Raw genomic sequence first — 23,378 nt, 5'->3', positions numbered from 1 at the left:
CCGCTGCTGGCAGTCACATGAATCTCGCGGCTGAGATGTGTCGGTCAACCAGGCTCAATACTCCCTCTGTGAGCTTTACGCCCCAGAAGGCCGACCATCGGTGCCGCCCGAGCAACTGCTGCTGGCCTCGCTTTTGCAGGCCTTCTACGGCCGCGTCCCTTCCAGAGGTGTAAATCTTGAGGCCCGATTGCCCTGATCTGAGAGTGAACAGGGGTGAATGACAGGCTGTCATTCGTGAGGCCGATATGTGCCTCGCTGTCTCACGATGAATCCAGACGATTGACTTGTCAAGTCGTTCGCCTGGATTGGTCTCGGCTATTGGCTACGCCCGAATCTCTGCTGCTCCAGTTCCCGGCGGCCTCCGGGCGCTGAGTAAAGCCACCGCGCCCTGTGGGGGCGCTGCAGCGCCGCTCAGCTGGGGCCTGTCGCTGGCCCTGGCGTCAGGCGGCTGCTTCCTGCAGGGATGGCTGCACCGGCAGCTCCTCCAGCGACGGGATGGCGCTCATGCTCTCGGCGGAGAACATGCGCCGGCCCTCCAGCTGCCAGTGCTCGTCCTGCTCCAGCAGCACCGCTCCCACCAGGCGGGTGATGGCGGCATCGTTGGGGAAGATCCCCACCACGCGGGTGCGGCGTTTGATCTCCTCATTGACCCGCTCGAGCAGGTTGGTGCTCCAGACCTTCCTCCACTGCTGATCAGGGAAGTGGCGGAAAGCGAGCACATCTTCTCGGGCTTTCAGCATCAGCTCTGCCGCCTTGGGGAAGCGCTCGGCCAGGGAGCTGGCCAGGTCATCCCAGCGGGCCTCGATCTCAGAGGCTTTCTCCTGGGCGAACACCGAGCGCAGCGCCGCGGTGACCATGCCCTGATGGGCTTTGGGGACGCTTTGGAGCAGGTTGCGGGCAAAGTGCACACGGCAGCGCTGCCAGCAGCTGCCCTGCAGCATTCGGCGGATGGCGTTGGTGAGGCCCTTGTGGGCATCGCTGATCACCAGCTTGACCCCAGTGAGGCCGCGCTCTTTCAGCGAACCGATGAACTCACTCCAGAACGCCTCCCTCTCGCTGTCGCCCACCTTGAGGCCGAGCAGCTCCCTGCGGCCATCGGCGTTCACGCCCATGGCGACGACGACGGCCCTGGAGCAGACCTGCATCGCCTTGCCGAGCCGGCCGTAGAGGTAGGTGGCATCGAGATACAGGTAGGCATAGCCCTGCTCCTGCAGCGGCCGATTCAGAAAGGCCTACACCTGCACGTCGATGTCGACGCAGATGCGGCTCACCTGGGATTTCGAGATCCCGCTCTGGCTGCCCAGGGCGGCCACCAGAGCATCGACCTTGCGGGTGGAGACACCGCTGACGTAGGCCTCCATCACCACGGCGTAAAGCGCCTGATCCACCCGGCGGCGGGGCTCCAGGATCGACGGCAGGAAGCTGCCCGAGCGGAGTTTCGGGATCCGCAGATCGATGTCGCCCACTTGGGTGGTGAGCAACCGAGGCCGGTAGCCGTTGCGATGACCAAGGCGCTCCTCGCTGCGCTCGTAGCGATCGGCACCGAGCACGGCGGCGACCTCCAGCTCGATCAGCTGCTGCAGGCCGTGACGCACGAGCTCAGGGATCAGCTCTCCGGCGGTGCTGCCATCCAGTAGCGGCGCCAGGGCAGTGGCGACAGAATCCATCTTGGGCACGGTTCGTCTGGTTGAGGTGGTACTCGAACCAGGGTCACGGGCCTGCCCACCCCCTGCGACGCCAGCCGCTGGAGCAGCGGAGCCGACTCAGTGAGGCGTGCGCTCAACCCCGGCTACGCCGGGGTTGAGGTCCTCAGGGGTTTACACCACTCCCGGGGACGCGGGCGCGGCGAACACTCCGTCGATCCACCAGTGCAGCTGCCCCACCTGAGCGGTAGCGGGCCAGCCTCTTGTAGGCACAGCGGAGGCTGATGCCTGCTTCTGCAGACAGTTCGGGCAGGGACCGGTTTGACGTGACCCCCTTTATCGGTCCAGTGCTTATGAGAGTGGGTGGTCGTGGTCATGCTGCAGCTCCTGGTTGAGCTGCCTCCAGGGGCGTACGCCCCTGGAGGGCCGAATGCGGCCTGAACGTACTTAGTCCCTGCGTTTGCCAGCGATCAGCCAGGAGTTGAGCCTCGGGAGCCGTGGTGAACAGCTCGGTGTTGAGGAACTCATCACGGAAGCGTCCGTTGAACGATTCTGCAAAGCCGTTCTCCCATGGGGATCCCGGCTCGATGTAAGCCGTGCTGGTGGTGTCGCTGTCCTCGCACCAGTCCCGTAGTGCCTGGGCGATGAATTCCGGCCCGTTGTCAGACCGGATAAACGTCGGCGCCGGATAGACGCTGGTCAGCTCTTCCAGCACGGCCACGACGTCCTTGGCCTTGCAGCGCCTGCCGACTCGGATGGCCAGGCAGAGACGGCTGTGCTCATCGATCACGTTCAGAAATTTGAGTCTGCGACCGTCGGCCGTGGCATCGAACTGGAAATCCATGGCCCACACCTGGTGGGGATGCTCAGCCCGGTGACGCCGCACGGAGCCATCGGCTGGCCTGGCCCGCTTGCGTTTCCTGGAGATGGGCCGCTGCAGGCCCTCTTCTCGCCAGAGCCGTTGCACCCGTTTGTGGTTCACACTCCAGCCCTCTCTCCGCAGCAGGCGGTAAGCCATCCGCCTGCCCCAGCGGATGTGCTCGGCTGCGATCTCGCGGAGACGATGCCGCAGCTTTCCCTCCTCGATCGAGACGACCTTGGCTGGATGGCGCTGGGTGCTGCGGTTTTGACCCACCACACGGCAGACCTTCCGCTCAGATGCCCGGTAACGCTCCTGCAGGACAACAACGGCCCGCCGGCGACGCTCCGGGCTCAGAAGTTTCCCTCGGCGAGATCCTTGAGCATCGCCTTCTCCAGCTCGGCTTCTGCCAGAAGCTTTTTCAGCCGGGCGTTCTCCTTCTCCAGCTGAGTCAGCCGCTTGGCCTCCTCCGCTTGCATCCCGCCGTATTGCTGCCGCCAGCGGTGATACGTCGGCTGAGTCACCTCGATCACGCGACAGACGTCGGCGACGGTCTTGCCTTGGGCAATCAACTGCTCGGCAGTTTTGAGCTTGCGGATGATCTGCTCGGCTGTATGCCTGGTGCGTTTCATGGTCGAGTCCCCGGCCCAGTCTGGCCGGATGAGGGCTCTCATTCACCCTGGACCGATCACCAGGGTCCACGTCAGGTTGTCATGCAGGTGATGAGAAACCAAACGCAGACGGCCTCGCTGCGTCAGGCGGGCATTGGCGTGTGTATGCATGGGGCGTGAGGTCTGGGTTGGTGAGTTGCACCTCAACCCGTAGCGGCCTCACACCTTCTTGTCAGCTGAACAACCTGCTGAGACAGAACACATAGGTGGATCGCCTACATCGTCGGGACCCGCCTTGAGCAATACACGAATGTGCGGGGTTATTGGAACGCTGCGGCAGCTGTGGCCTCGCTCGGTCTCAGCTCTGGGGATCTGCAACCATCCGTGGCATCGCCACGGCTTGACCTGTGCGGGTCGCCTCAACGATCGCTTCCGCAAGTTGCAGGCCTTCGATCGCCTGGTCCAAGCTTGCGGTTCGCGAGGGGATTCCTGTGCGTGCAGCGTTGGTGAAGTCAGCGAGTTCACGCTCCAAGGCCCCATGGATTTGCCCCTGGTGCAGCGGCCACAGCTGGGCATCTGGATGGCGCTGATGGTCTTGCCCCCAGATGCTCAAGGGCGAATCGAGAAGCCTCAGCTGAGCCGTTTGCTTGGTACCGACTACAGCCAATTCGGCGTCGATGGTACCCGCCCAGGTTTCCGTCATCACGTTGGCAGGGGCCTTGGGAGGCACAAACCAACTGGTTTCCGCCATGGCGACACAACCGCTGGCCAGCTCAATCAGGGCATAGCAGCCTTCGGGGGACTGATGGGTCCCGAAACGGCGTTCCATCGCCATCACCCGCGTGGCCCTACTGCCGCTCAACCACAGCAGCAGGTCGAGGTCATGGATCAGGCTTTCAAACACCGTATGGGCCCGATCCGCCACGGCGCTGAACCAGGCAGCGCTGAGGTTGCGCTTCACCCGGATCGATACCAGCTCACCAAAGTTGCCTGCGGCCAGTTCCTCCTGGAGGAGCGCATGCTGCAGTTCGTAGCGAAGGAGCAGCCCCGTCTGCAGCAGGCTGCCTGAGGCTGCGGCTGCTTTCTGGAGGGCCATCGCTTGTTGAGAGGACGAGGCCAGCGGTTTTTCGATGAACACCGGTTTGCCCGTGGCCACTGCCGCCAGCCCCTGAGCGCCATGCTGTTCATCGGGCGTCACCAGCACAAACGCATCCAGCTCGGCATCGTCGAAGAGCTCCTGCGTCGAGCCATAGCGACGCGCGACCTGATGGCGATCCGCCACGTGGCGACAGCGTTCTGTGCAGGGATCGGCGATGGCCGCCAGGGTCACGTTCGGTAGCGCTGACAGCACAACGGCGTGCAGTTGGCCAAAGCGCCCTGCTCCGGCAAGCCCCAGGCGTAGCTGACTCATGGTGTGTAATTCATAGCGATGGCCTGCCAGGTCTGCCGTTCTCGATGCCGCCATCCGGTCCTGAACGCCTCGGCCACGATGGCTTGAACAACACCATGGGTGCTCGCGGTTTCAGGCGGGATCACCGATCACGCTCCTCACGACTGGTTCAAGAGCCAGGGCGAGCTGACGATGGCCCTGCTGATTCAGATGAATCCCATCCTCCCCCACGCTCGCCACGGAGTTGCTATCAACAAAGCTGCAGCTCCACGGTGCGCAGGCGTCCTTGTAAATCAACGCTAGCTCCGCCGAGCGCGCGACCGAACCCTCGAAATGATGGGCCATGAGCTCTGAGAGGTTGCCAAACTTGGGTGGTGCAACAACTAAAATAGTGGGCGAGTTTTGGTTAAAGTTGCTGCCACTGTGGCTGGCAATCTGCAAGAGGGAACTCAATCCCCTCGCTGATTCATGGGCAGATACGTTGAGATGGTGCTTTAAGTCGTTGGTGCCGAGCATGATGATGAGCAGATCAAGCGGCGCATGACTGTCCAAGACAGCCAGCAGGGTTTTGCGTGCGTTGCGCCCGTCTCGGAATGGCTCATCGAACGCTGTTGTTCTCCCATTGAGACCCTCTTCAATCACATTGAAGTCCGCGCCTAGGGCATGTTGCAAGATCCCGGGCCACCGTTCTTTACGGCGCATTCGCTCCCCAGTGAGCGGTTTGTATCCCCACGTGTTCGAATCGCCAAAGCAGAGGATCGCGTGATCGCTTGTCACCAGCCTTGACCGTCGGAACCTAGGCTTGGCTTAGCGACACCTGTAGCGCCTGGCAGTGATCGCTTCACATTTCCGTGCGTTGTTGCTCTTCGAGTCACTTCGAATCTGGCCGTCTCCAGCGCTTCTGTTTCCTTGCCGCCGCTGTTCACGAACCCAGATCACAGGGCTGGATGCGGCTGTCAGGTGTGTCTAGCTGTCGTGGGCTTGAGTTCTGGCTGTGCGGCGCTCCTGCATGGCGTAGACAGCAGCCCCACCTGCAGCCAGGACTATGCCGCCGCTGATGGCCAGGAAAACAACGTCTGCAGCAGCGAAAAGAGGATCCCTAGGGCTGAACCCAGGACTGATTCAAAGTGTTACGCCGGCTCCTCGAGCGGTTGACGCATCGCCATCGCCAGCAGTGCCTTGATGTCATGCATCACCGCCTGCAGGCCCTCTCGGATCGAGTCGAAACCGGCCAGTCGCAGCAGGTTGAGTCCAGCGGTGCGCAGGGCTGCCATCACGCTGGCACCGTTGCCGCGGTAGCGGTGATGGTCTTCCCGTAGTTGGGTGTCACGGATCCAGTGCCAGCTTTCGATGCTCCAGCGCTCTCTCACCAGACGCAGCAGGGCTTCTGGGGTAGTGCGCAGGCTGGTGATGAGCCGATGGGTGGCTTTGAACGGCTTGCCATCACGTGTGCCTGTTGCCATCACTTCCGCAATCCAGCTGGCACCATGCCAGTTCTCTTTGATGTGGCCTGGTGCCTCTTTGGCTCTGAGATCCCAGGTGATGTCGCGCCCATGGCCGACCTCGTGATCACTTGCGATGAAAGGGATCTTGCGCTTTCCAACCAGCTGGCTGGCGATCTGCCGGTAGAGGGTTTTCTGGTTGGCTTTGACCGTCAGCAGGAAGTCGGCCCCCTGCTCTGTGAGCTGCCGAAAAACGCCTGCTGTGTGTGGATCGCATCCGCCTGGATGAGCACACCCTCGAGATCCAGCTCCCCAAGCAGCTTCTGGAGCACGGCACGCTCGTGGTTTTCACCGGTGGCGTAGCAGGCCTGAGCGATCGCCACGCCCAAGGCTGCGGAGTACAGCGTCACCTGGGCGATAAACGCAGAACCGCCGCCACTGGTGGGTTCAATTGAGCCACGCAGGGTCTTGCCATCACAGATCAATTGGTCAAGATCGGTCGTCCTGCCCGGGATCTGGGCGATGGTCCAGTCACGGATGGCGGCGCAGACGCCATCGACATCCACCTGCAGGAAGAAGTAACGGAAGGCGGAATCTGATGGAGGACGTTTGAGCTCAAGGCCTAGGGAGAGTCTGGGAAACCCGAGCCATCCACGCGACAATGGCCCTGTAATGGCAGGCCGGGATAGAGTTGATGGGTGGCAAGCAGCTCGGCTTCTCGGATTACGAGCTGACCACGGCCAAGAAGCAGACCAAGCGTGAGAAGTTTCTCTCTGAGATGGAGGCGGTGGTGCCCTGGCAGGCACTGATCGATCTGATTGAGCCCCACTACCCCAAAGCGAACAAGAAAGGCGGCCGCCCTCCTTACCCCCTGGCGACGATGCTGACCATTCACTTGCTGCAGCAGTGGTATTCCCTGAGCGATCCAGCGATGGAGGAGGCCCTGATCGAGGTACCCACCATGCGTCGCTTTGCCGGTATCGAGCTGATCAGCGATCGGATCCCGGATGAGACCACAATCCTCACCTTCCGCCACCTGCTGGAGAAGCACAAGCTGGGCGAGCAGATCTTTGAGACCGTGAAAGCCCATCTCAGCGAGCGGGGTATGACGATGCGGCAGGGAACGATTGTGGATGCCACCTTGATCGCGGCGCCCAGTTCGACCAAGAACAAGGAAGGGAAGCAGGATCCGGAGATGCACCAGACCAAAAAGGGCAACCAGTGGGATCACCGCTTCGCGGAAGGCTGCGCCTACGGCATGAACGTCCATGCCGGTGTGGACAAGGACTCGGGTCTGATCCATTCAGTGGTCGTGACCGCCGCCAACGTGCATGACCTCACTCTCGCGGCAGGGCTCCTCCACGGTGATGAGGAGGTCGTTTACGGCGATGCCGGCTACCAGGGAATCGCCAAGAGACCTGAGATGGCACGCAAGGCAACGGAATTCAGGGTGGCGATGCGACCTGGCAAACGCAGGGCTCTACCGGATACACCAGATGGAAAGCTGCAGGATCTGATCGAGACGGCCAAAGCTCATATCCGCTCCAAGGTCGAGCATCCCTTCCGCGTGATCAAGCAGCAGTTCGGCTTTCAGAACACCAGGCTGCGCGGCCTGGCCAAGAACCGCTGCAAAATCCACATGCTGGCAGCACTATCGAATCTTTTCCAGGCCCGAAGGCAATTGCTCGCAACAGCCTGAGTATGGGATTGGTATGGCTGAAACGAGCGATTCAGCCTCAAGAACCAGCCCAGAGTGGATGAATACGAGGCCAGAAGTCATCAGAAAATCGTCTCAAAAGCAATTCATGGTCCAAGGCACTCTTTCGTGCTCACTGCCGCCGCTTTACCCCGTTTATCCAGAGATTCCCTAGGAGTTCGCTGAAAAACCGTCCACCTCTGCGAAAATGGGGCAACTGCCTACCTGAGATGCGAGGTCAACGGGAGCGCAGCGGCTCTCTGTTCTCCTACGTCTCGATTGAGGAGCGGATTCCGGCGTCTCATCCGCTGCGGCAGATCAGGAAACTGGCGGATCAGGCCCTTGATCGACTCAACCCCACCTTCTGTGAGCTCTACGCCGTAGAAGGCCGTCCGTCGGTACCGCCCGAGCAGCTGCTCCTGGCCTCGCTGCTGCAGGCGTTCTACGGCATCCGATCGGAGCGGTTGCTGCTGGAGCAACTCAACTACAACCTGCTGTTTCGCTTGTTTGTGGGGCTGAGCCCGGATGATCCGATCTGGCACCCCACCACATTCACCAAGAACAGGGAACGGCTGCTCAACGAGCAGATCATGGAGCGCTTCCTGGAGAAGCTGATGGCGGCTCCTGAGGTCAAGCCCCTGCTCAGCGATGAGCACTTCTCTGTGGATGGAACCCTGCTGCAGGCCTGGGCGTCCCATGCCTCCCTGGAGCGGATCGACGGCCAGGACGATCCACCACCGCCGCCATCAGGACCTGGCGAGGGTTTCGGTCAGCCCAAGAACGGCAAGCAGCGTGCCAAAGGCGACTTTCGCGGCATCAAGCTCAGCAACAGCACGCATCGCTCAACAACTGATCCCGACGCGCTGCTGGCGCGCAAGTCCAACGCCCATCCAGCGCAGCCGAGCTACCGGGGCCATGTGCTCATGGACAACCGCCATGCCCTGATCGTGGATTGCAAAGTCACGCAGGCCACAGGCACCGGTGAACGGGATGCCGCCAAAGCGATGGCAGCAGATCGTCCCGGTGCCCACCAGAAAACCATCGGCGCCGACAAGAACTACGACACCAAGGGCTTTGTGGCTGAGATGCGGCGCATCGGCGTCACGCCACACGTTGCTCAGAACACCAGCCGCCCTGGTGGTTCTGCGATCGATGGCCGCAGCACACGCCACGAGGGGTACGCCAAGTCGATCAACGCCCGCCGCGGCATCGAGAAGGTGTTTGGCTGGATCAAGCAGTGGAGCGGACTGCGTCAGTTCAAGCTGCGCGGCACTGAGAACGTCAGCGCAGTGTTTGGTCTGCACGTGATCGCCTACAACCTGGTCCGCCTGGGAAATCTGCTCAACGCTGAACCGGAGGCCGCATGAATGGCAGGTTGCCCAGAGGTGTGGTCAAGGGGCACCAATCAGAGCGCCACAACGGGGCAACAGGCTTGAAATCGGTCACATTGAGCGGCTGAAACGCTGGAAATCAGATCAAGCGGATTGCAATCAGCTCTCGAGAGGAAAAGCGCAGACTCTCAGGTAGTTTTTCCGCAAACTCCTAGGGCCTCGCTCAGCACAGCGTAATGGCGCCGAGCAAAACGCTCCAAATCCCGGAGACTCTCACACTTGCTCATGAAGCCGAGTACCGCCACCAGCAGCAGTCACCAGGCCGGGATGCGGACACCCCGCCGCATCCGAGCATCGGGGATTGCCTTGAGATGGCTGATAAAACGGTTGCGGCAGAAACGCTTTGGAGCACTGAGAGGGATTACTCCCACCGACCTCAGCCCATGCTCGCAGCCCCGGCAAGAATGCCTGTGACAAAATTTGAAGCAGCCCTGTCTTGCATTGGCGTTGCGCTGGTTCGGTCGGCACCTCAACGAATACGCGTGGCGATTCCATGCCTCCATGCAGGTGGATGCCATCGCCCAACAGCTCCACCAGGGGCGGTTGTCAACGGTTTGTCAAGCAATGGAGCACCAGGGCGCAGAAAAGCAGTCCCACGCTTCATAGGTCATTTCTATCAACCAAATGATCCATGGGGGCTGGGAGGCCCCTTCAACCGTTCTGGCGCAGGCGATCTGGCGATTACGTCAGACCCTCAAAAAAGCGGTGTTGCCAAAAGTGTTGTCAAAATCCCTGCGGTCTTGGACGGCATGGATAAGGCAGAGGCGTTGGCCTTTGTCAGTCGTTTGTTTGGGGTGCCCCCGGTTTGGTGGACACATCGGTAGTTCCCGCGACCTGACCACCGGACTGTTCACCGATGACGAACCCAACCCGTAGCCGCCGGCGTTTCACCGTGCAGCAAAAGGAGGAAGCAATCGATCATGGGCAGCCCAGCCCTGGTGATCAGGCTGCCCTCACCAGCGACGAGCGCCAGGAACTGGCCCGGCTGCGCAAGGAGAACCGCGAACTCCGGAGGGAGAAGGATTTTTTCAAGCTGGCGGCGGCTCACTTTGCGAAAGAGCAGCTGTCGCCGAAAGGTTTCGCCTGATCCAGCAGCTCGGCGGATGATTTTCTGTGCAATGGCTGTGCGGCCGGCTGGGCGTAGCCCGCAGTGGGTTCTACGCCTGGCGTAGGCGGCAGAAGGCGCCAGGGCGTCGGCAAGCCGCGAACACCGTGCTTACCGCTGAGATCCAGGCGGTCTATGAGGCTCATCGCGGCTTCTACGGCTCACCACGCCTTCATCAGGAGCTGCGGGAAGCAGGCTGGTGCATCGGTCGCCACCGTGTGGCCCGGTTGATGCGTAAAGCTGGTCTGCAGGCACGCACCCGCAGGCCATTCCGCCCGTGCAAGAGCGCCTCGAGAGGAGCTCATGGCGTGGCAGATACCCTGCTGCGGCAGGAGTTCCGGCCTCCAGTCCCGAACCGTTGCTGGGCAGGCGACATCACCTACATCCGTACAGCAGCAGGCTGGCGCTACCTGGCGGTGTGGATCGATCTGTTCAGTCGACGCGTGGTCGGCTGGAAGCTCGACGAGCGGATGGATGCTGCTCTGGTGATCGAGGCCCTCAATCGAGCCCTGGGTAATCGCCAGGTCAAGGCTGAACAGCTGCTGATCCATACCGATCAGGGCAGCCAGTACAGGGCCACCGATTACAGAGAGCTGCTCAAGAAGCACCAGATCCGCTGCAGCATGTCAGACAAGGGTTGCTGCTGGGATAACGCCGTGGTCGAGAGCTTCTTCTCGACACTCAAGCTGGAACTCGCTCTGGACGACAACCGCAAGGAGCTGATCAATCCCAAACAGCTGCAACGCGATCTGGCCTTCTGGATTGAGGGCTACTACAACCGAGAGCGGCGTCATTCAACGATCGACTACGAGCAACAGTTCACCGTTGCTCATACACTCACAAAGAAGGGCATCTCATCACTGTCCACTAAACCGGGGGAACCCCACACATATAGGATAAACCACTAACCCACCAGGCTGAATCTTTTGGCTCGGGCTGTGCCTCAACTCACCAGGCCTGAAGGACTGAACCGCAGCGTCAGGTCGTCGAAGTCGCGTAAACGACCTCCGAGGTCGCTTTCCAGGGCAAAGGTGTTGTCTCCGATCACCTGGAAATGCTGTTTGTTGTCGGGATTGGCCTGACTGAATGCGGCATAGGTGATGCTGCTGTTGTCTGTGTTGACGATGGCGTAAGGGGCAAACAAAGCGGCCTCGGATATGGTGACATCTTTGCGGATCGTGTGTTGGTTGGATCTGGTCAGCCCATTTAGATCGCCAAGCAGATTGGTTTCATGCAGTGCCGCCTGCAGATACCCTTCCTGGCCCGGATCCAGCATGTTGCCTGTGAGGTGATCGCGCACGGTGCCGTTGTTGTTGAGCACCCGATAGAAGCCAGCAACGGTGTCTCGATTGGCTTTGTCTCCCGAAATCTCGAGCGTGCCCATTACGGAGGCCTTGACCAAGCCAGCTTCGTCGAGGCCTGTGAAGTCGAGAACGGTAGCCTGGTTCTGTTGCCTGGCGATGAAGGCCATTAGCCCTGGATCCGTCGTCTGAATGGTCAGTTCGACAGCTAAGTCTGAGGCTTCTGAACGGATCGTAGCGCTGTTTCTTTCCTGCAGTTGCGTGGTTTCCACCTCCAGAACTCCAATCTGTTTGCTGAGCTGATCCAGTGTGGTGCTGCCTGCCGCTGTCAGGTCGTCGAGGGTGGCATTCATCACTTCAATGAACACCAGCCGATTGCCGGCACTGAACTGATGCAGTCTTTGGCTGAACTCTGGCTTGTTGGTTAAGCCAGCACCTAGAATCTGCAGCCGCTGCCGCAGTGCATCAAGTGTTAAGGATGAAGGATCCCATTGCTCTCCGGGTTCCAACAAAAGATAGCCCACCTGATTGACCTTGCTTCCTGGTCGAGATAGTTCTGTGCGGGCAAAGACAGCTCCCGATCGCAGCCTCCGGAGTGGTGCTGAGATGCTCAAGATTCTAGATGCGGGATCGGTCGACAAGCTGCGCGTTTGCTTCACCTCCCCAGAGGTGCCTACTGCTTTGATGCCACTCGTGGCTTGATTACGGTCACCGATTTCACCGTCACGGAAGGACAATTCAACAAGGAGTGGTTGTCCTTTGCCGAGGTTGAATAGGCGGGCACCTGTTTGAGTATTGGGATTGAATAGGAAGGGAATCGGGATTGTATCCGTGTCGGTGTAGTAGGTGAAGGCTTTGCCGTTGGTGCGTTCGTTTAAACCAAAGCTCCTCAAATCAGCAAGAACCCTTGCAGGTTCATCTATGCTTGCTTGATCGTCGGGGCGTCGCTCCAGGTTCACCTCTAGTTGGCGATTGCCGAGAGTTGTTTTCCGCTTTTCTAGGATGTTGACACTGCTGAATGGTGTGCGGCTGATGTTGATTCCGTCCGGATTAATCTGCCATCCTTCTGAGAGCTGGTCCAGGGCTTCGATGCCGGTTTCGATATAGTAGTCTTTGACGAAGCTTCTATGGACGGCCTGAAGACGTCCGAGGGCCAGCTGGCGCAAGTCGGACAGACTCTCAACCTTGTAGAGCCCTTCGTTGATCTTTTCGCTGGCGTTGCGGTAGAAGTCGAAAGAGTCTGACTTGATGCTGTTGATCAAGGCCAGAGCTTGCTGAGGTGATACTTCTCCTTGGCGCACATGATTAATGATGGCATCTAACTGATTGGAGAGTTCCCAGCTCGCATTGGCGGCCAACTTTGCGGCTAACTTGGCCATTCTGGCGATTTTGGGTTTCTCGATGTCGAGTTGTTGTTTGATCTCCCGCAGGGCTGCTACGGCGAGTCGATCGTTGTTTGGAGTCTCTGTTGGAAGTGTGAAGAACTCCTTCGCAAAGGCTTCCAGCAGCTGGAGCTCATTAGGTAGCCGGTCGGGGAATTGCTTGGGTAGCAGCTGTTGCAAGCCGTTTGCCAGCACATCCCAGAGGAAGTTCACTTTGATGTGCGCGGCATAGGCTGCCAGATCTTTGAGCTGATCTTTGATCGGCTGATCGCTTCCGTTCTCGAGCATCAGCACGGGGTCGCGACTGAGATAGTCGAAATCGCCGAGGCCGAAACTGCGACGAATCAGGCGATTGACCTTCGCTTCATTCATTCCCTGTGCGATGCCGAGGCTGTGCAGGGTGGTCAGCGGTGTCAACATCTGCCCCAGCGGAGCCAGGAATGGCACTTTTAGAGGCAAACCTGTGCTGCTGTCGATGCCACCGAACGCCGTCAAACGCCCTTCATCGGCATCGATCTTGCCATTCCTGTTGCGATCAAAGCGGCGGTGATCGATGCGCAGGTTGTAGTGAGCATCATCGCTAACAGTGGTGCTGGGTTCCAGCAAGTCGATCTGACCATTCCCATTGGCATCAAAAAACACAGTGGTGCCTTCCAAATAGCCATTGGACACCGTGCCGCTGCCATAACTTCCGCCGACGCCAAATTCAAACAGAGGAATGGAGGCCAGCTTCTCCTGCCATACGGTGTCCCAGATGGAGTAGAAGCCCATGTCGAGACCAACCTGAACTTTTGATTTGAGATAGGCAGACAGGCTGCCCACCAGTTCAAACAGATCAAGTGGGTTGCTGATGCGATCACTGATTTCGCTGCCCCGGATCTTGCCATCGGCTGTGCCTGCAATTTCACCTTCATCCAGCAGGTCGAAACTGGCCGCAGCTTCGAGGCCTCCTGTGATGTCAGCCCTCACCACGAGCGCTGAGAGCCCTAGTCCGGCCCCCATGGTGGCGTCGATGCTGAATTCAGGGATATCCACGCCATTGGCATCGAGATCGGCTACGTAGAAGCCGTTGAAGACCTTCCAGGCCTCGCTGGCCTCGAAGCCATCGTCTTTCCATTCATTCAGTCCATGGGTGTCGAACCCGAAGCCGATGTTGGCGTCGATGCCAAAGCCACCTTCGATGATGCCTTCGATGCCGGCATAGATCGGGAAGCTTTCCTCAATCTCTGACGACATGCCCATGCCAGGCATGTGCCATACAAAGAGATCAACATCTTGACCCAGCAGCAGCTTGATGGCGTTCTTCGGATCGTCGATCAAGGGGATCTGGAAACCCAGCTCATCGAGCTGTTTCATGATGTCCTTGAAGGTGCTGCTCGATTTGCCACCGCTGCCGCTGCCGCCAGCATCAGCCTGGCTTGCGGTTTCATCATTGAGTTCGGGCGTTGAGGCCTCATCGACGCTGACAGCTTCGGTTTCGGCTTCGGGATTGCCGGCGCTGAAAGCTTCGAGTTCGTAACTGCCGTAGTCGATATAGAAATTGCCTTCTTCGCTCATCGTTTCCAGGTCACGGATCAAATCCATGACGCCTTTCACAACATCGAGAAACTCAACAGTGGCGTCGATTGTTGCTTTGAGCTCTGTGCCGCGAACAGGATCGAAGGTGGAGTAAAGATCGGCAAACCATTGTGCCAGGTCAATTGCCGTGACATGACCATCGTTGTCGACATCGAAAGCGTTTTCTATGCCGATTGTTGCAAAGATCTGGGTGTCAGCGTAGAGGGCATCTACGATTGGATAAAGTGGATTTAAAATCTGATCAAGACCATCAACAATCGGATTCAACATCTGAGTGATGTAGGTTCCGAGGTCAAGTTTGATGTTGTCAAAGAAGATATTGGTTGCGTTTTCTTCTTTTTCACTTTCAGCCTTGTTGGAGTAATCAAAGATCGGTAACAGGCTGGCCAGGTCAAAACTGAATGATGGAATCGCAGCCGAGCCGTTGATGCTGGTTGTCACGCCAAATGACATGGCGGCATTGCCGCTCAGCTCATATTGGAACAGCTCCTCCACATTGAGCGCACTGCTGATCAGTTCGGTGTAGGTCAGCTTGTTGTCGCTGCCTGCGCCACCGTTGAGATCCAGTTCAAAACTGACATCCAATTCTGTACTGGCTGCCTCACCTTGGATGGTTACATTTTCGTTGACGCTGGGTTGGTTGACTGCATCCAATTGCAGGAAGCCAAGCCCGCCCGTCAGGCTGAAGTCGGGGGACAGAGAGGTGTTGAAGTCGGCACTGAGATACGTCTTATCTGATGCCGTATTGAGGTAGACATCACCACTGCGCGGAAACACCAGTTCCAGCCCTGCGTCATAGGCAAAGCTGGCATCAAGGCTTCCGCTGCTTTGCAGGCCCAGACCGGGCAGGCCGAAGTCGGCAGCAAGCGGAACGCTGAAGATGTCGTAGCTGTCGGCGAACTGGAAGCTCACCACTACGGCGCTGGTGCCCTGCATGGCCAGCTTCACGGTCACTGACTCTTCTGGAACGCCCAGGGCAGAGGCGATTTCGCTGCTCAGCAGCTTGCTGAGTTTGCTGGGAGTTGGCGTGCCGATCTGACGCACGCTATTGACCAGGTTGGTGATGAATTTGCGAAGGCCTCCGCCGGCTTTGCCATCGAGACTTCCCACGATCGGCAGAGCGAGGCTGTCAATCCCCTCCTGCAGGGAGGTGAGTGACGAATTAAGCGATTCGGCTGTCTGGTTGGGCAACTTAAAGTCGACCACGTCCACATCCTGGACCAAATTCGTGAAGTGATCGGATTTGTTTGATTTGCTGTTATAGGCCGAATCATCGCTGCTGAAGCTGTATTGCAGTTGTGCTGGGTGGATGCCTGTGAATTGATACGCGCCTGTTCCATCTTCGATGCGTGCGTCGTCATATGACTGGACACTGATCTGCTGTGGGACAAACCAGTTGCTCGGTGTGAACGTGAGTGTGCGGGTGAATCCGGTGCTACTGCTACCCAGTTGACGTGTGCCGCCACTGGCGATCAGCTCATTGATGGTGACAGTCACGTTGTGCGATGGCTGGGTCATCAGGGCCAGCTGGAACGTGGCGGGATCACCACTCTCTTCCACCGAAACGCGATCGCCAGAGATGATCAGGGCAATGCCAGCTATATCGTTGTTGATGATCTGAACGCTTGCACTGTTTGTATTGCTGTCGTCGCTGATGTTGTACCCCGTGCCACTGGTGAGTTGAACGGTGAAGGCTTTGTTGATTGAGTCAGAGTAAAAATCATCGATCGGCACGACCAAGGCATCGGCCGTGGTTTGGCCTGGGGCGATGCGCACACTGCCGCTGGTTGTACCTGGCAGTTGGGTGATCTTGTTGATGCTCGAGGGGTTGGCTGCATAGCCGAGCCCCGAATCCAGGCTGATGGCCGTGATCTGGTAGTTCACGACGACCCCATCGGATCCAGCAGAGCTTGGTGCGGGGTTCGTGAGTTGGATGCTGAATCGCCCTGGCTTTGCTTCCTCGGTGCTGTCGGTGACCAGGGAGATGCTGGCTGTGGGCAGATCGTTATCGACGATGTCAATGCCCACAGGCGTGATGCTGAGGGCGTTGAAGCGGCTGTCAGTGCTTGTTGTGCTCAGTTGCAGCTGACTGGAGGTGATGTCTTCGGTTGTGTTGTCATCAACCGCCCATAGGGTCACGGTCTGGGCGGTCGACCAGTTATCTGGCGTGAAGGTGACTGTTTCACTACGCCCTCCACTGCGGTCGTTGATGGTGAACTGGGTGTCCGAGGGAACCAGGGTCACCACCACATCGTCTGTGGGTTGAGCCGTCAGGCTTAGGTTCAGGCTGCCGTTGCCAGCTCTGCTGATGCTGGTCTGTTGCAGCTCCACAACCAACTTGGCCTGATCGTTATCAGTGACGCTGTATCCCAGGATGCCGGCTTCTCTGATGCTGAAGAAACTGTCGCTGCTGGCTGTGCGGCTGTGGATGTCGACGTTGATGGTCCCGTCGACCAATTTGTCGTCTGCAGGGAGAACCGTGAAGGCCTGGGTTGTCTTCCAGTTATCGGGTGAAAAGGTGAGAGCGACACGATTGCCTGCTGGGGCCTGGTTGCTACCTGGTAGTTGCAATAGTGCTTCGCTGGAATCAGATGTTTCCAGGTACACCGTGACCACATCAGTGGGTTGGCTGGAGAGAGCCACATAACTGGTTACGCTGGCTCCAGCTTCCTTGAGGCTGGTTCGTGTCGATGAACTGATCGGTTTAGTGCCCTGGCTGTCACTGCTGAAAAGAAGTCCAGCCTGATCGTCATCTTTGATCAACAGCTGACTGTTGTTGGGGGGTAAATAGAGGCTGCTTGTGCCGACAATGGGCGAATTACTCGAGCTGATGTCTAGTCCACTGCTCACGGAGGTTGTGGTGACTGCCACGTTGCTGATCGTTTGACCGCTCTTGATGCTCAGTGTGTTGCTCAGCTGCAATACAACGCTCTTGTCAGTGTTGGGTTCGGTGTAGGTGAGTGTTGTGCCGGCAGGTAAATCCACCGTGCCACGGTTGGTTGCATCCAGAGTGAAGCTAGTTTTGTAGGATTGCGATCCCGTGCTGTCGGCGTTCAGCGGCGCGGCCAGAGTGAGCGAGACGCTGGGATCGGCGACCTGGTAGCGGTCTCCGCCATAGCCTGCAACCAATCCACTAACTGACGTGTTGTAGTTGGTGGTTTGCCCATAACTCGTCCAGCTCAATTCTCCGCTGAGGCTGGCGACACGATCGCGATAAACCGTTGTCGCGCTGTCGAGGGTAAATGAGGCGATCGTATCGCTCTGGGAAGCTGTGCTAGTTAGGTTCTCACCCAGATTGAGCACCGTTCCGGCTGGCAATGTGATCGACTCACGATCGGTGGTGTTGAGACTGGCCTGCAGCACTTGGCGGCCCGAGGAGGATGTGCTCTGTTCGTTGATCAGCAGTTCTACGCCACGGGCTGCGAGCAGCGAGATGGCAATGGTTTCGTCATGCTCATCGCGCGAGTCTTGCAATCCTGTGACGTTGAAGCTGGCACTGCTGCTTCCCTGAGGTATCAGCAGACTGAAGCCATCAGTAAGGCTGAAGGCTGAGCTGGGAATCACTTCATCGACCGTTCCAGCCCCCCCATTGCCAGGCCGGGTCCAGCGCAGGGATACACTCGGGCTTGACGTGTTGAAGGAACTGTAATCCAGTTTGACGGCTACATAATCTCCCTGCTCTAGTTGGATGGTATCTGCATTCCAAGTACTCTTCGAGTCAAAATATTTATCGATCACCGTCTTGCCATCGAGGCTTAGCCGCACTCCACCCTGAACTGGAACGCTGAAGGTATACCAGCCGCTTTCTTGAATACGTACATATCCTGACCACGTGCTGGTAAAGGACCCATTTTGGTTGTTGCTTGAGAAACTCGTGCTGGTTTCATTGATGCCATCCTTGTCCAGCTTTATGGTTTCTGAGCTGCTCCCTGACGTGGTGTCAAAGCGTCTCAGCCCAGCCATCGATTGCGAACTATTGTCGATAGAGAGAGTGATGTCATTGGTTGCGATATCACTCAGCCGGAGGTCGAGATCCGCAAACACCAAGGTGTCGACCGATGCAGCCGACGGTAGGGAGATGGTGAAACTTGCTTTGCCGGCTTCGCCGATACTGCTTAGCGACGGTAGTGATAGCTGCGCCAACGGCGCCGATGAATTTTGCTCACTCGCTAGGGCTTCATTGGCTGTTGTGGCGTCGTCGTCGACGGTGACTACCGTCACCCCTGGCGCCAGCCCGGCATAGATGGCGTCATTGCTACTGACGTTAAATGACACCCACTGGCTGATGTCGTTGTCGTCATTGTTGTCGTCCACACCCTGGATCTGAACCTGTTGCACCTGGTCCCAGGTATCGGGTGTGAAGGTCAGCTGCACACTGGTGGCGTTGTTACTGCCCGTCACCTTGAGTTCCTTGCTGCTGAAGGAACTGGTGTTGAGCGACAGTGTCACGTTTGCACTGGGTTTGCTGCCCAGGCGGATGCCCATGGGTACGGGTGTGGGATCCGCTTCTTCGACGCGAAACTGATTGCTTACTGTCCAGCCGTCTCCGCTGCCATCACTACCCCGTTCGGTGGCGGCAAGAAACAGCACGTCAGCTTCGTCGTTGTCGTCGAGCACAGCCGTGGCTGTTCCAGAACTGCCGCCCACGCTGTAGCGGCCGCTGTCGATCAAGGTCAGGGTCAGTGATTCGCTGCCTTCAGCGCTGAGATCATCGATTGGCACAATCGGCAAGCTGACACGCGAGGCATCGACAGGAATCTGAATTCCGTAGAAGGGGGTGCTGGCAAAGCTGGCTGTGTTGCTCGAGCCGTTTTTCAGGACAGCCGATGCTGCACCCGCGACTCCATTGCTCGTTGAGTTGTTCAGAGGCCAAGCCCCGACGAGTCCAGTGCCGCTCAGAGCTGCGTCGAGCATCGACGCCTTGATCTGTTCTTGACTGCGCGAGGCATTCCAGATGCCTACGTTGCGGATTGCGCCATTGAGAAACCCGGACGTGCTATTGCTGCTCGAGCTGGACACGCTCCGTCCGAACGAATTGAGGCTGCGTGCTTTGGATACCAGTGCGGATGGATTCGACAAATGACCGCGCTTGGCCAGCTCGCCGTTGAGGTAAAGACTGGCTACACCATGCCTGTCGACGTTGAATGCAAGATGGTTCCATTCGGCCAGGGCAACGGCGCTCTCGGCGATCAGGTTGATCAGCACAGCACCTGCTGAATCGCGGATCTCCAGCTGAGGCTGATTGGTCGACCCCGAGAAACCGAGTTTGATTAAGTTGCTGTTATTGCTGTCGCTGAATTCCAGGATTCCTGCCGACGTCGTGACGGCATCGCGGCGGACCCAGGCCTGAGCGCTGAATTCGCGTTCGTTGCTGACGGTGGTCAGCCCGCTGACTTCGGCATAGGCATTGCCGCCGCTGGTGCTTGTGTTCTGCAGCACCAGCGGTTTGTAGGTGGCATCGGGTTGGTGAATGGCATCGCCTGAATCCGACAGCACAAAACCATTGGATGCTGTCAACTGATAGAGGAGCTCAACGGGGGTGTCGATCACCGGTGCCCCCAGAGTCAGCTTGAAGCCAAGGCGGCTGTTGGCGTCTTCACTGCCATCGATGGCTATCACACCTGCTGCCGGTTGAATCGGTACCAGGGCTCCGCCCTCCCAGAGGGTCAGATCCAGTTCCGTTGACCAGTTAGATGGAATCAGACGCTGGCTGGCCTTCAGGTTGGAGTAGTAGCTGTCGCTGCTAGTGCTGGTGATCGAAACCGTGGTGTCCTGATCGGTGCGTTGATCGTTCAGGGTGACCCTCTGGGGGCTGCTCCAATTGCTGCTGCTGAAGGTCAGCTGTTTGGTGGAGAGGGTGCCGCTGGTTGTGCTGAGGTTCAGCGTGACTGTGCTTTGGGGTTGGCTTGTGAGATGGACATCAAAGCTGCCCTGTTGCTGACCATTGACCAAGAGTGCACGAACTGTTTTGCTACCAGTGCGATCGGCCGGTGTAACAACAACTGCCGGGATGTAAGCATTGCTGTCTGTGATATTAAGTGTGGCCTGGTTGTTAACTGCATCAATACTATAGTTATAGTTGCTGAAACCTTTGTCGTCTGTGGTCAGATCCTGAACCAACTTGACTGTAACCGTTTCTGTTCCCTCGCGAATGGCGTCGGCGATGGCTGCAATATAGATCTTGGCTTCTGTGGAATTTTGCGACATCACCACGATGTCTTCCGCTTTGAAATTTGCCGTCGTCAGCGTTGCCTGTGGTGCCGTGTAGTCAATGCCGCGAATTGCTGTGCCGCCCGAAATCGCATAGCGGACTTTAAATAAATCTTTGGGAATGGGTACGTTCGACGTGATGGTGAACCAGCCCAGATCGCTTTCTTTGCTGCCTCCTTCGGTTGGATTTTGGCCCGCTCGAATCGACAGTACCGGTCCGTTGCTGCCGATGGTTAGAGTTTGGCTCTTATTGTCTACGCCATAACCCGTGCTTTCGATCAGGTTGAGCGTGACAGATTCAGTGCCTTCGGCGTAGTCGTCTCGGTAGGTGGTGAGGTCAAAGTCTCGATAGTTTTTTAGGGAGCTAGGTGTTTGATTCGGTGTCCATTGTGTTGTTCCAACTCCTGCGTTGTAGAGATCCAGTGGATTGAATTTGCCAGCAAAGCGATTAACGCTTGATGCGGTTGTGAAGGTACTGGCCTGATTTGATTTTTCGAGTTGTACGCCATCCCACCAAATCACTGTATTTGTGCCGCCACTATCAGGGCCATCCAGCCTGACTTGGATATAACGACTTGCAGGATCGGCAAACGTATAGCTGAAGGAGTAGCGCTGCCAATCTGTGCCAATTTGAATGGTGGTTGCCGGTGCTTTTGTGTAAGCGCCGTTTTCGTTGGCTTCAAAAATGAAAAGTTGACCTGTGGTTGAGCGGTCTGCCTTCGCATAGACGCTCAACGTCCAGGTCTCACCTTGCTTTGCCTCGGCAACATTCCAGGTACTGCTGTTATATGTCACTAGATATGGGTCATTGTTGCTGACCACCATTCGCAGAGGGACTCCATTCACCGGCGAAGCGCTGGTGGCGGTATCACGGCTCATTGTCGCCGCGTTAGCCACTTGCCCGAAGCTCGACAGCCTGGCGCCATTGACCACGCCGTTGAGGCCGATGAGATCGCTGCTGACAACGGCATTGCTGCTGATCAGGGCGTAGTCATCACCAACTTTTGTGCTGGCGGTACGCCGTTGTGCCAGGGTGCTATTGGCTGTGGTGTTCGCTGACTCTGAGCTGGAGCTGAGTTTGACGTCGAGGGCATTGCTGTTTTTGTTGGCGAACAACTGGAAGCCAAGACTGGTCTGGTCGCTGCTGGGTTCGCTGCGGTTTACGCCCTGTGCCAGTTCTTTGGACAAAAACATGGCACTCGCCGGTACGAGCTCATTGCTGATTGTTCCGCCGCTGCCATTGGGGCGGTCCCAGTAGAGTCCTGCAGTGGCGCCGCCGTAATTTTCAAAATAATCGTATTGAATCCATACCACATCCCCTTTGTTGAGGCTGATGTTTTTTGTGCTACTGCTGCTGGTGCCAGTGAGGACCCAGTTGCTGAAGCTGTCAAGAACGGTTCCGTTGCTGTCGTTGCGTTTGACCGTCAGTTTTCTGCCTTCATCACTCGTGCAGCGAAACACGTAATTACCGGTTTCGGGAATGCGAATGTATGTTTCCCAGCGAATCGCGAACGTGTCATAAAGACCGGCTGCATTGAAGCTTGTGTCTGTTTCGTAAATGCCATCGCTGTCAAACACCAGCACGTCGGCGTTGGTGCTGAGATCGCTACTGTTGGCCGGCAGAGTGTTGGTGCTCGAGGTGTAAATGTACGGGGCGCGGATGAATTTGTAGGTGCCTTGTCCCAGGCTTAAGAGTGGCTCATCATCAAACAACCAGACCTGACTTCCAGTGGTGCTCGTGAGCCCGTAGATTCCCTCGCTTCCATCTGCACCCAACGTGGCCGTGATTGTGCGAGGGGCCTGCCAGGTGTTGTTGTTGATCGGGTTGAAGTTGAGCGTGACCGATTGAGTATTTTTGACATATAATATGCCGTTGCTAATGCTGCTGTTGCCACTACTTGTTAGTGAAATAGTGTAATCGGTGTTAAGTACGGCTGTGCCGCCGAAGGTGATCGGAATGTCAATTAGGGCGGTTGAGTTGCGAATATCGACATAGTCGTCGGGCACGAAACGATCAAAGGTGATCGTCATTTTCGGCAGCGCCGAGCCATTCTCATAGCCATTTGCAATATAGTCAGTATAGTTGTTGGTATTCAGAGCCGTAAAGCCTGCCGTGAACTCGACGCCGCTCTTGCCCCATTCAGTGACATAGCCGCCACCGCTATTGTTATCTGGGTCGTCATCGTTCCAGTAGCCTGTGTTATAGATTACCATGAAATCTTCGTTGTCTTTATTGTTCGGTTCACCGCCGTTCCAGTTGGCATAGCCAGTGTTGGTGGATCCGGATCTGAATCTCACGCCATCTTCGGCTGAGCCAGGAGCTTTCCAGATCCAATTGCTTTCCGACGTCCCCTGCGCGTTATCGTCAGTGCCTGCAATAAAGCCGGTTCCGGGGATGGCTCTGCCGCCAAAAGAATATTGTTTGATGAAGTCGTTTTCGCCGCTCGATGTAATCGTTGCTAGGTAGCCATTGAGCCCATTCAGCACTTGGGCTTGTGAGCGGTCGCGACCGTCGTGCCATTTGGCGGTTTCTTGGGTGAAGGCGTAGTAGTGGCCATTGCCCCAATAGGGCCTGGCATTGCCGGTGTTGACTCCCATGGGGAACGGTGCGTTTGCGTTCTCCCATTGTGTGGCCTAAGACTCAGATCGGCCAAGTTCTTGGACGCTGGGTTCCTGCTTGTTGGCTAGCAGGGCTGAAGTTTCCGTTACTGATAGAAATGGATCCGAACTGAGTGGGTTGTGGATAGGGCTGATGGGGTCGCGCTGTTCC

At 57.6% G+C, this 23,378-nt stretch carries 12 protein-coding genes and 1 pseudogene; 4 read left to right on the top strand and 9 right to left on the bottom strand.

Annotated elements, in window-relative coordinates:
• Window positions 1–440: 440 nt before the first annotated feature.
• The 8 genes and pseudogenes from H9532_RS12680 to H9532_RS12645 form a co-directional block, all read right to left on the bottom strand.
• A pseudogene (locus H9532_RS12680) lies at window positions 441–1,667 on the bottom strand (IS256 family transposase).
• A gap of 142 nt (window positions 1,668–1,809) precedes the next feature.
• The gene (locus H9532_RS12675; protein ID WP_296369073.1) at window positions 1,810–1,983 is read right to left on the bottom strand and encodes a leucine zipper domain-containing protein; all 174 of its coding nucleotides are present in this window, start codon (window positions 1,981–1,983) and stop codon (window positions 1,810–1,812) included.
• Window positions 1,984–2,016: 33 nt separating this feature from the next.
• The gene (locus H9532_RS12670) at window positions 2,017–2,823 is read right to left on the bottom strand and encodes an IS3 family transposase (protein WP_296369070.1); all 807 of its coding nucleotides are present in this window, start codon (window positions 2,821–2,823) and stop codon (window positions 2,017–2,019) included.
• Between the two features lie 32 nt (window positions 2,824–2,855).
• Window positions 2,856–3,176, bottom strand: a complete 321-nt coding sequence (locus tag H9532_RS12665; protein ID WP_296369031.1) for a transposase — start codon at window positions 3,174–3,176, stop codon at window positions 2,856–2,858.
• Between the two features lie 295 nt (window positions 3,177–3,471).
• Window positions 3,472–4,524 (bottom strand): Gfo/Idh/MocA family oxidoreductase, encoded by a 1,053-nt coding sequence (locus tag H9532_RS12660; protein ID WP_296369029.1) that lies wholly within the window; start codon window positions 4,522–4,524, stop codon window positions 3,472–3,474.
• A gap of 111 nt (window positions 4,525–4,635) precedes the next feature.
• Complete coding sequence (locus tag H9532_RS12655) at window positions 4,636–5,280, bottom strand: SGNH/GDSL hydrolase family protein (RefSeq protein ID WP_296369027.1); 645 nt, start codon at window positions 5,278–5,280, stop codon at window positions 4,636–4,638.
• A 353-nt stretch (window positions 5,281–5,633) separates the two neighbouring features.
• Window positions 5,634–6,161 carry an ISAs1 family transposase gene (locus H9532_RS12650; protein ID WP_296369067.1) on the bottom strand — a complete coding sequence of 176 codons (528 nt, stop codon included), beginning with the start codon at window positions 6,159–6,161 and terminating at the stop codon, window positions 5,634–5,636.
• Window positions 6,158–6,607, bottom strand: coding sequence for a hypothetical protein (locus H9532_RS12645; protein ID WP_296369025.1), 450 nt, complete (start codon window positions 6,605–6,607; stop codon window positions 6,158–6,160). The genes H9532_RS12650 and H9532_RS12645 overlap by 4 nt, the downstream gene beginning before the upstream one ends.
• A 32-nt stretch (window positions 6,608–6,639) precedes the next feature.
• On the opposite strand from H9532_RS12645, the gene H9532_RS12640 reads away from it, so the two are divergent.
• The 4 genes from H9532_RS12640 to H9532_RS12625 all read left to right on the top strand — a co-directional run bounded on the left by H9532_RS12640 (window position 6,640) and on the right by H9532_RS12625 (window position 11,045).
• Window positions 6,640–7,644 (top strand): IS5 family transposase, encoded by a 1,005-nt coding sequence (locus H9532_RS12640; protein WP_296369023.1) that lies wholly within the window; start codon window positions 6,640–6,642, stop codon window positions 7,642–7,644.
• Window positions 7,645–7,871: 227 nt separating this feature from the next.
• A complete protein-coding gene (locus H9532_RS12635) occupies window positions 7,872–9,008 on the top strand; it encodes an IS5 family transposase (protein ID WP_296369021.1) in 1,137 nt (378 codons plus the stop codon).
• 880 nt (window positions 9,009–9,888) lie between these two features.
• A complete protein-coding gene (locus H9532_RS12630; RefSeq protein ID WP_296369019.1) occupies window positions 9,889–10,119 on the top strand; it encodes a hypothetical protein in 231 nt (76 codons plus the stop codon).
• 26 nt (window positions 10,120–10,145) lie between these two features.
• On the top strand, window positions 10,146–11,045 hold the full coding sequence (locus tag H9532_RS12625) for an IS3 family transposase (RefSeq protein WP_296369017.1): 900 nt from the start codon (window positions 10,146–10,148) through the stop codon (window positions 11,043–11,045).
• A 35-nt stretch (window positions 11,046–11,080) separates the two neighbouring features.
• Here the strand turns inward: H9532_RS12625 and H9532_RS12620 are convergent, their stop codons facing one another.
• The gene (locus H9532_RS12620) at window positions 11,081–23,206 is read right to left on the bottom strand and encodes a PA14 domain-containing protein (RefSeq protein ID WP_296369015.1); all 12,126 of its coding nucleotides are present in this window, start codon (window positions 23,204–23,206) and stop codon (window positions 11,081–11,083) included.
• Window positions 23,207–23,378 lie beyond the last annotated feature (172 nt).

The organism is Vulcanococcus sp. Clear-D1, from assembly GCF_014654725.1.
GTDB lineage: Bacteria > Cyanobacteriota > Cyanobacteriia > PCC-6307 > Cyanobiaceae > Vulcanococcus.
The sequence above is the reverse complement of the archived record's forward strand: the minus strand, read 5'-3'. Positions and strand labels throughout refer to the sequence as shown.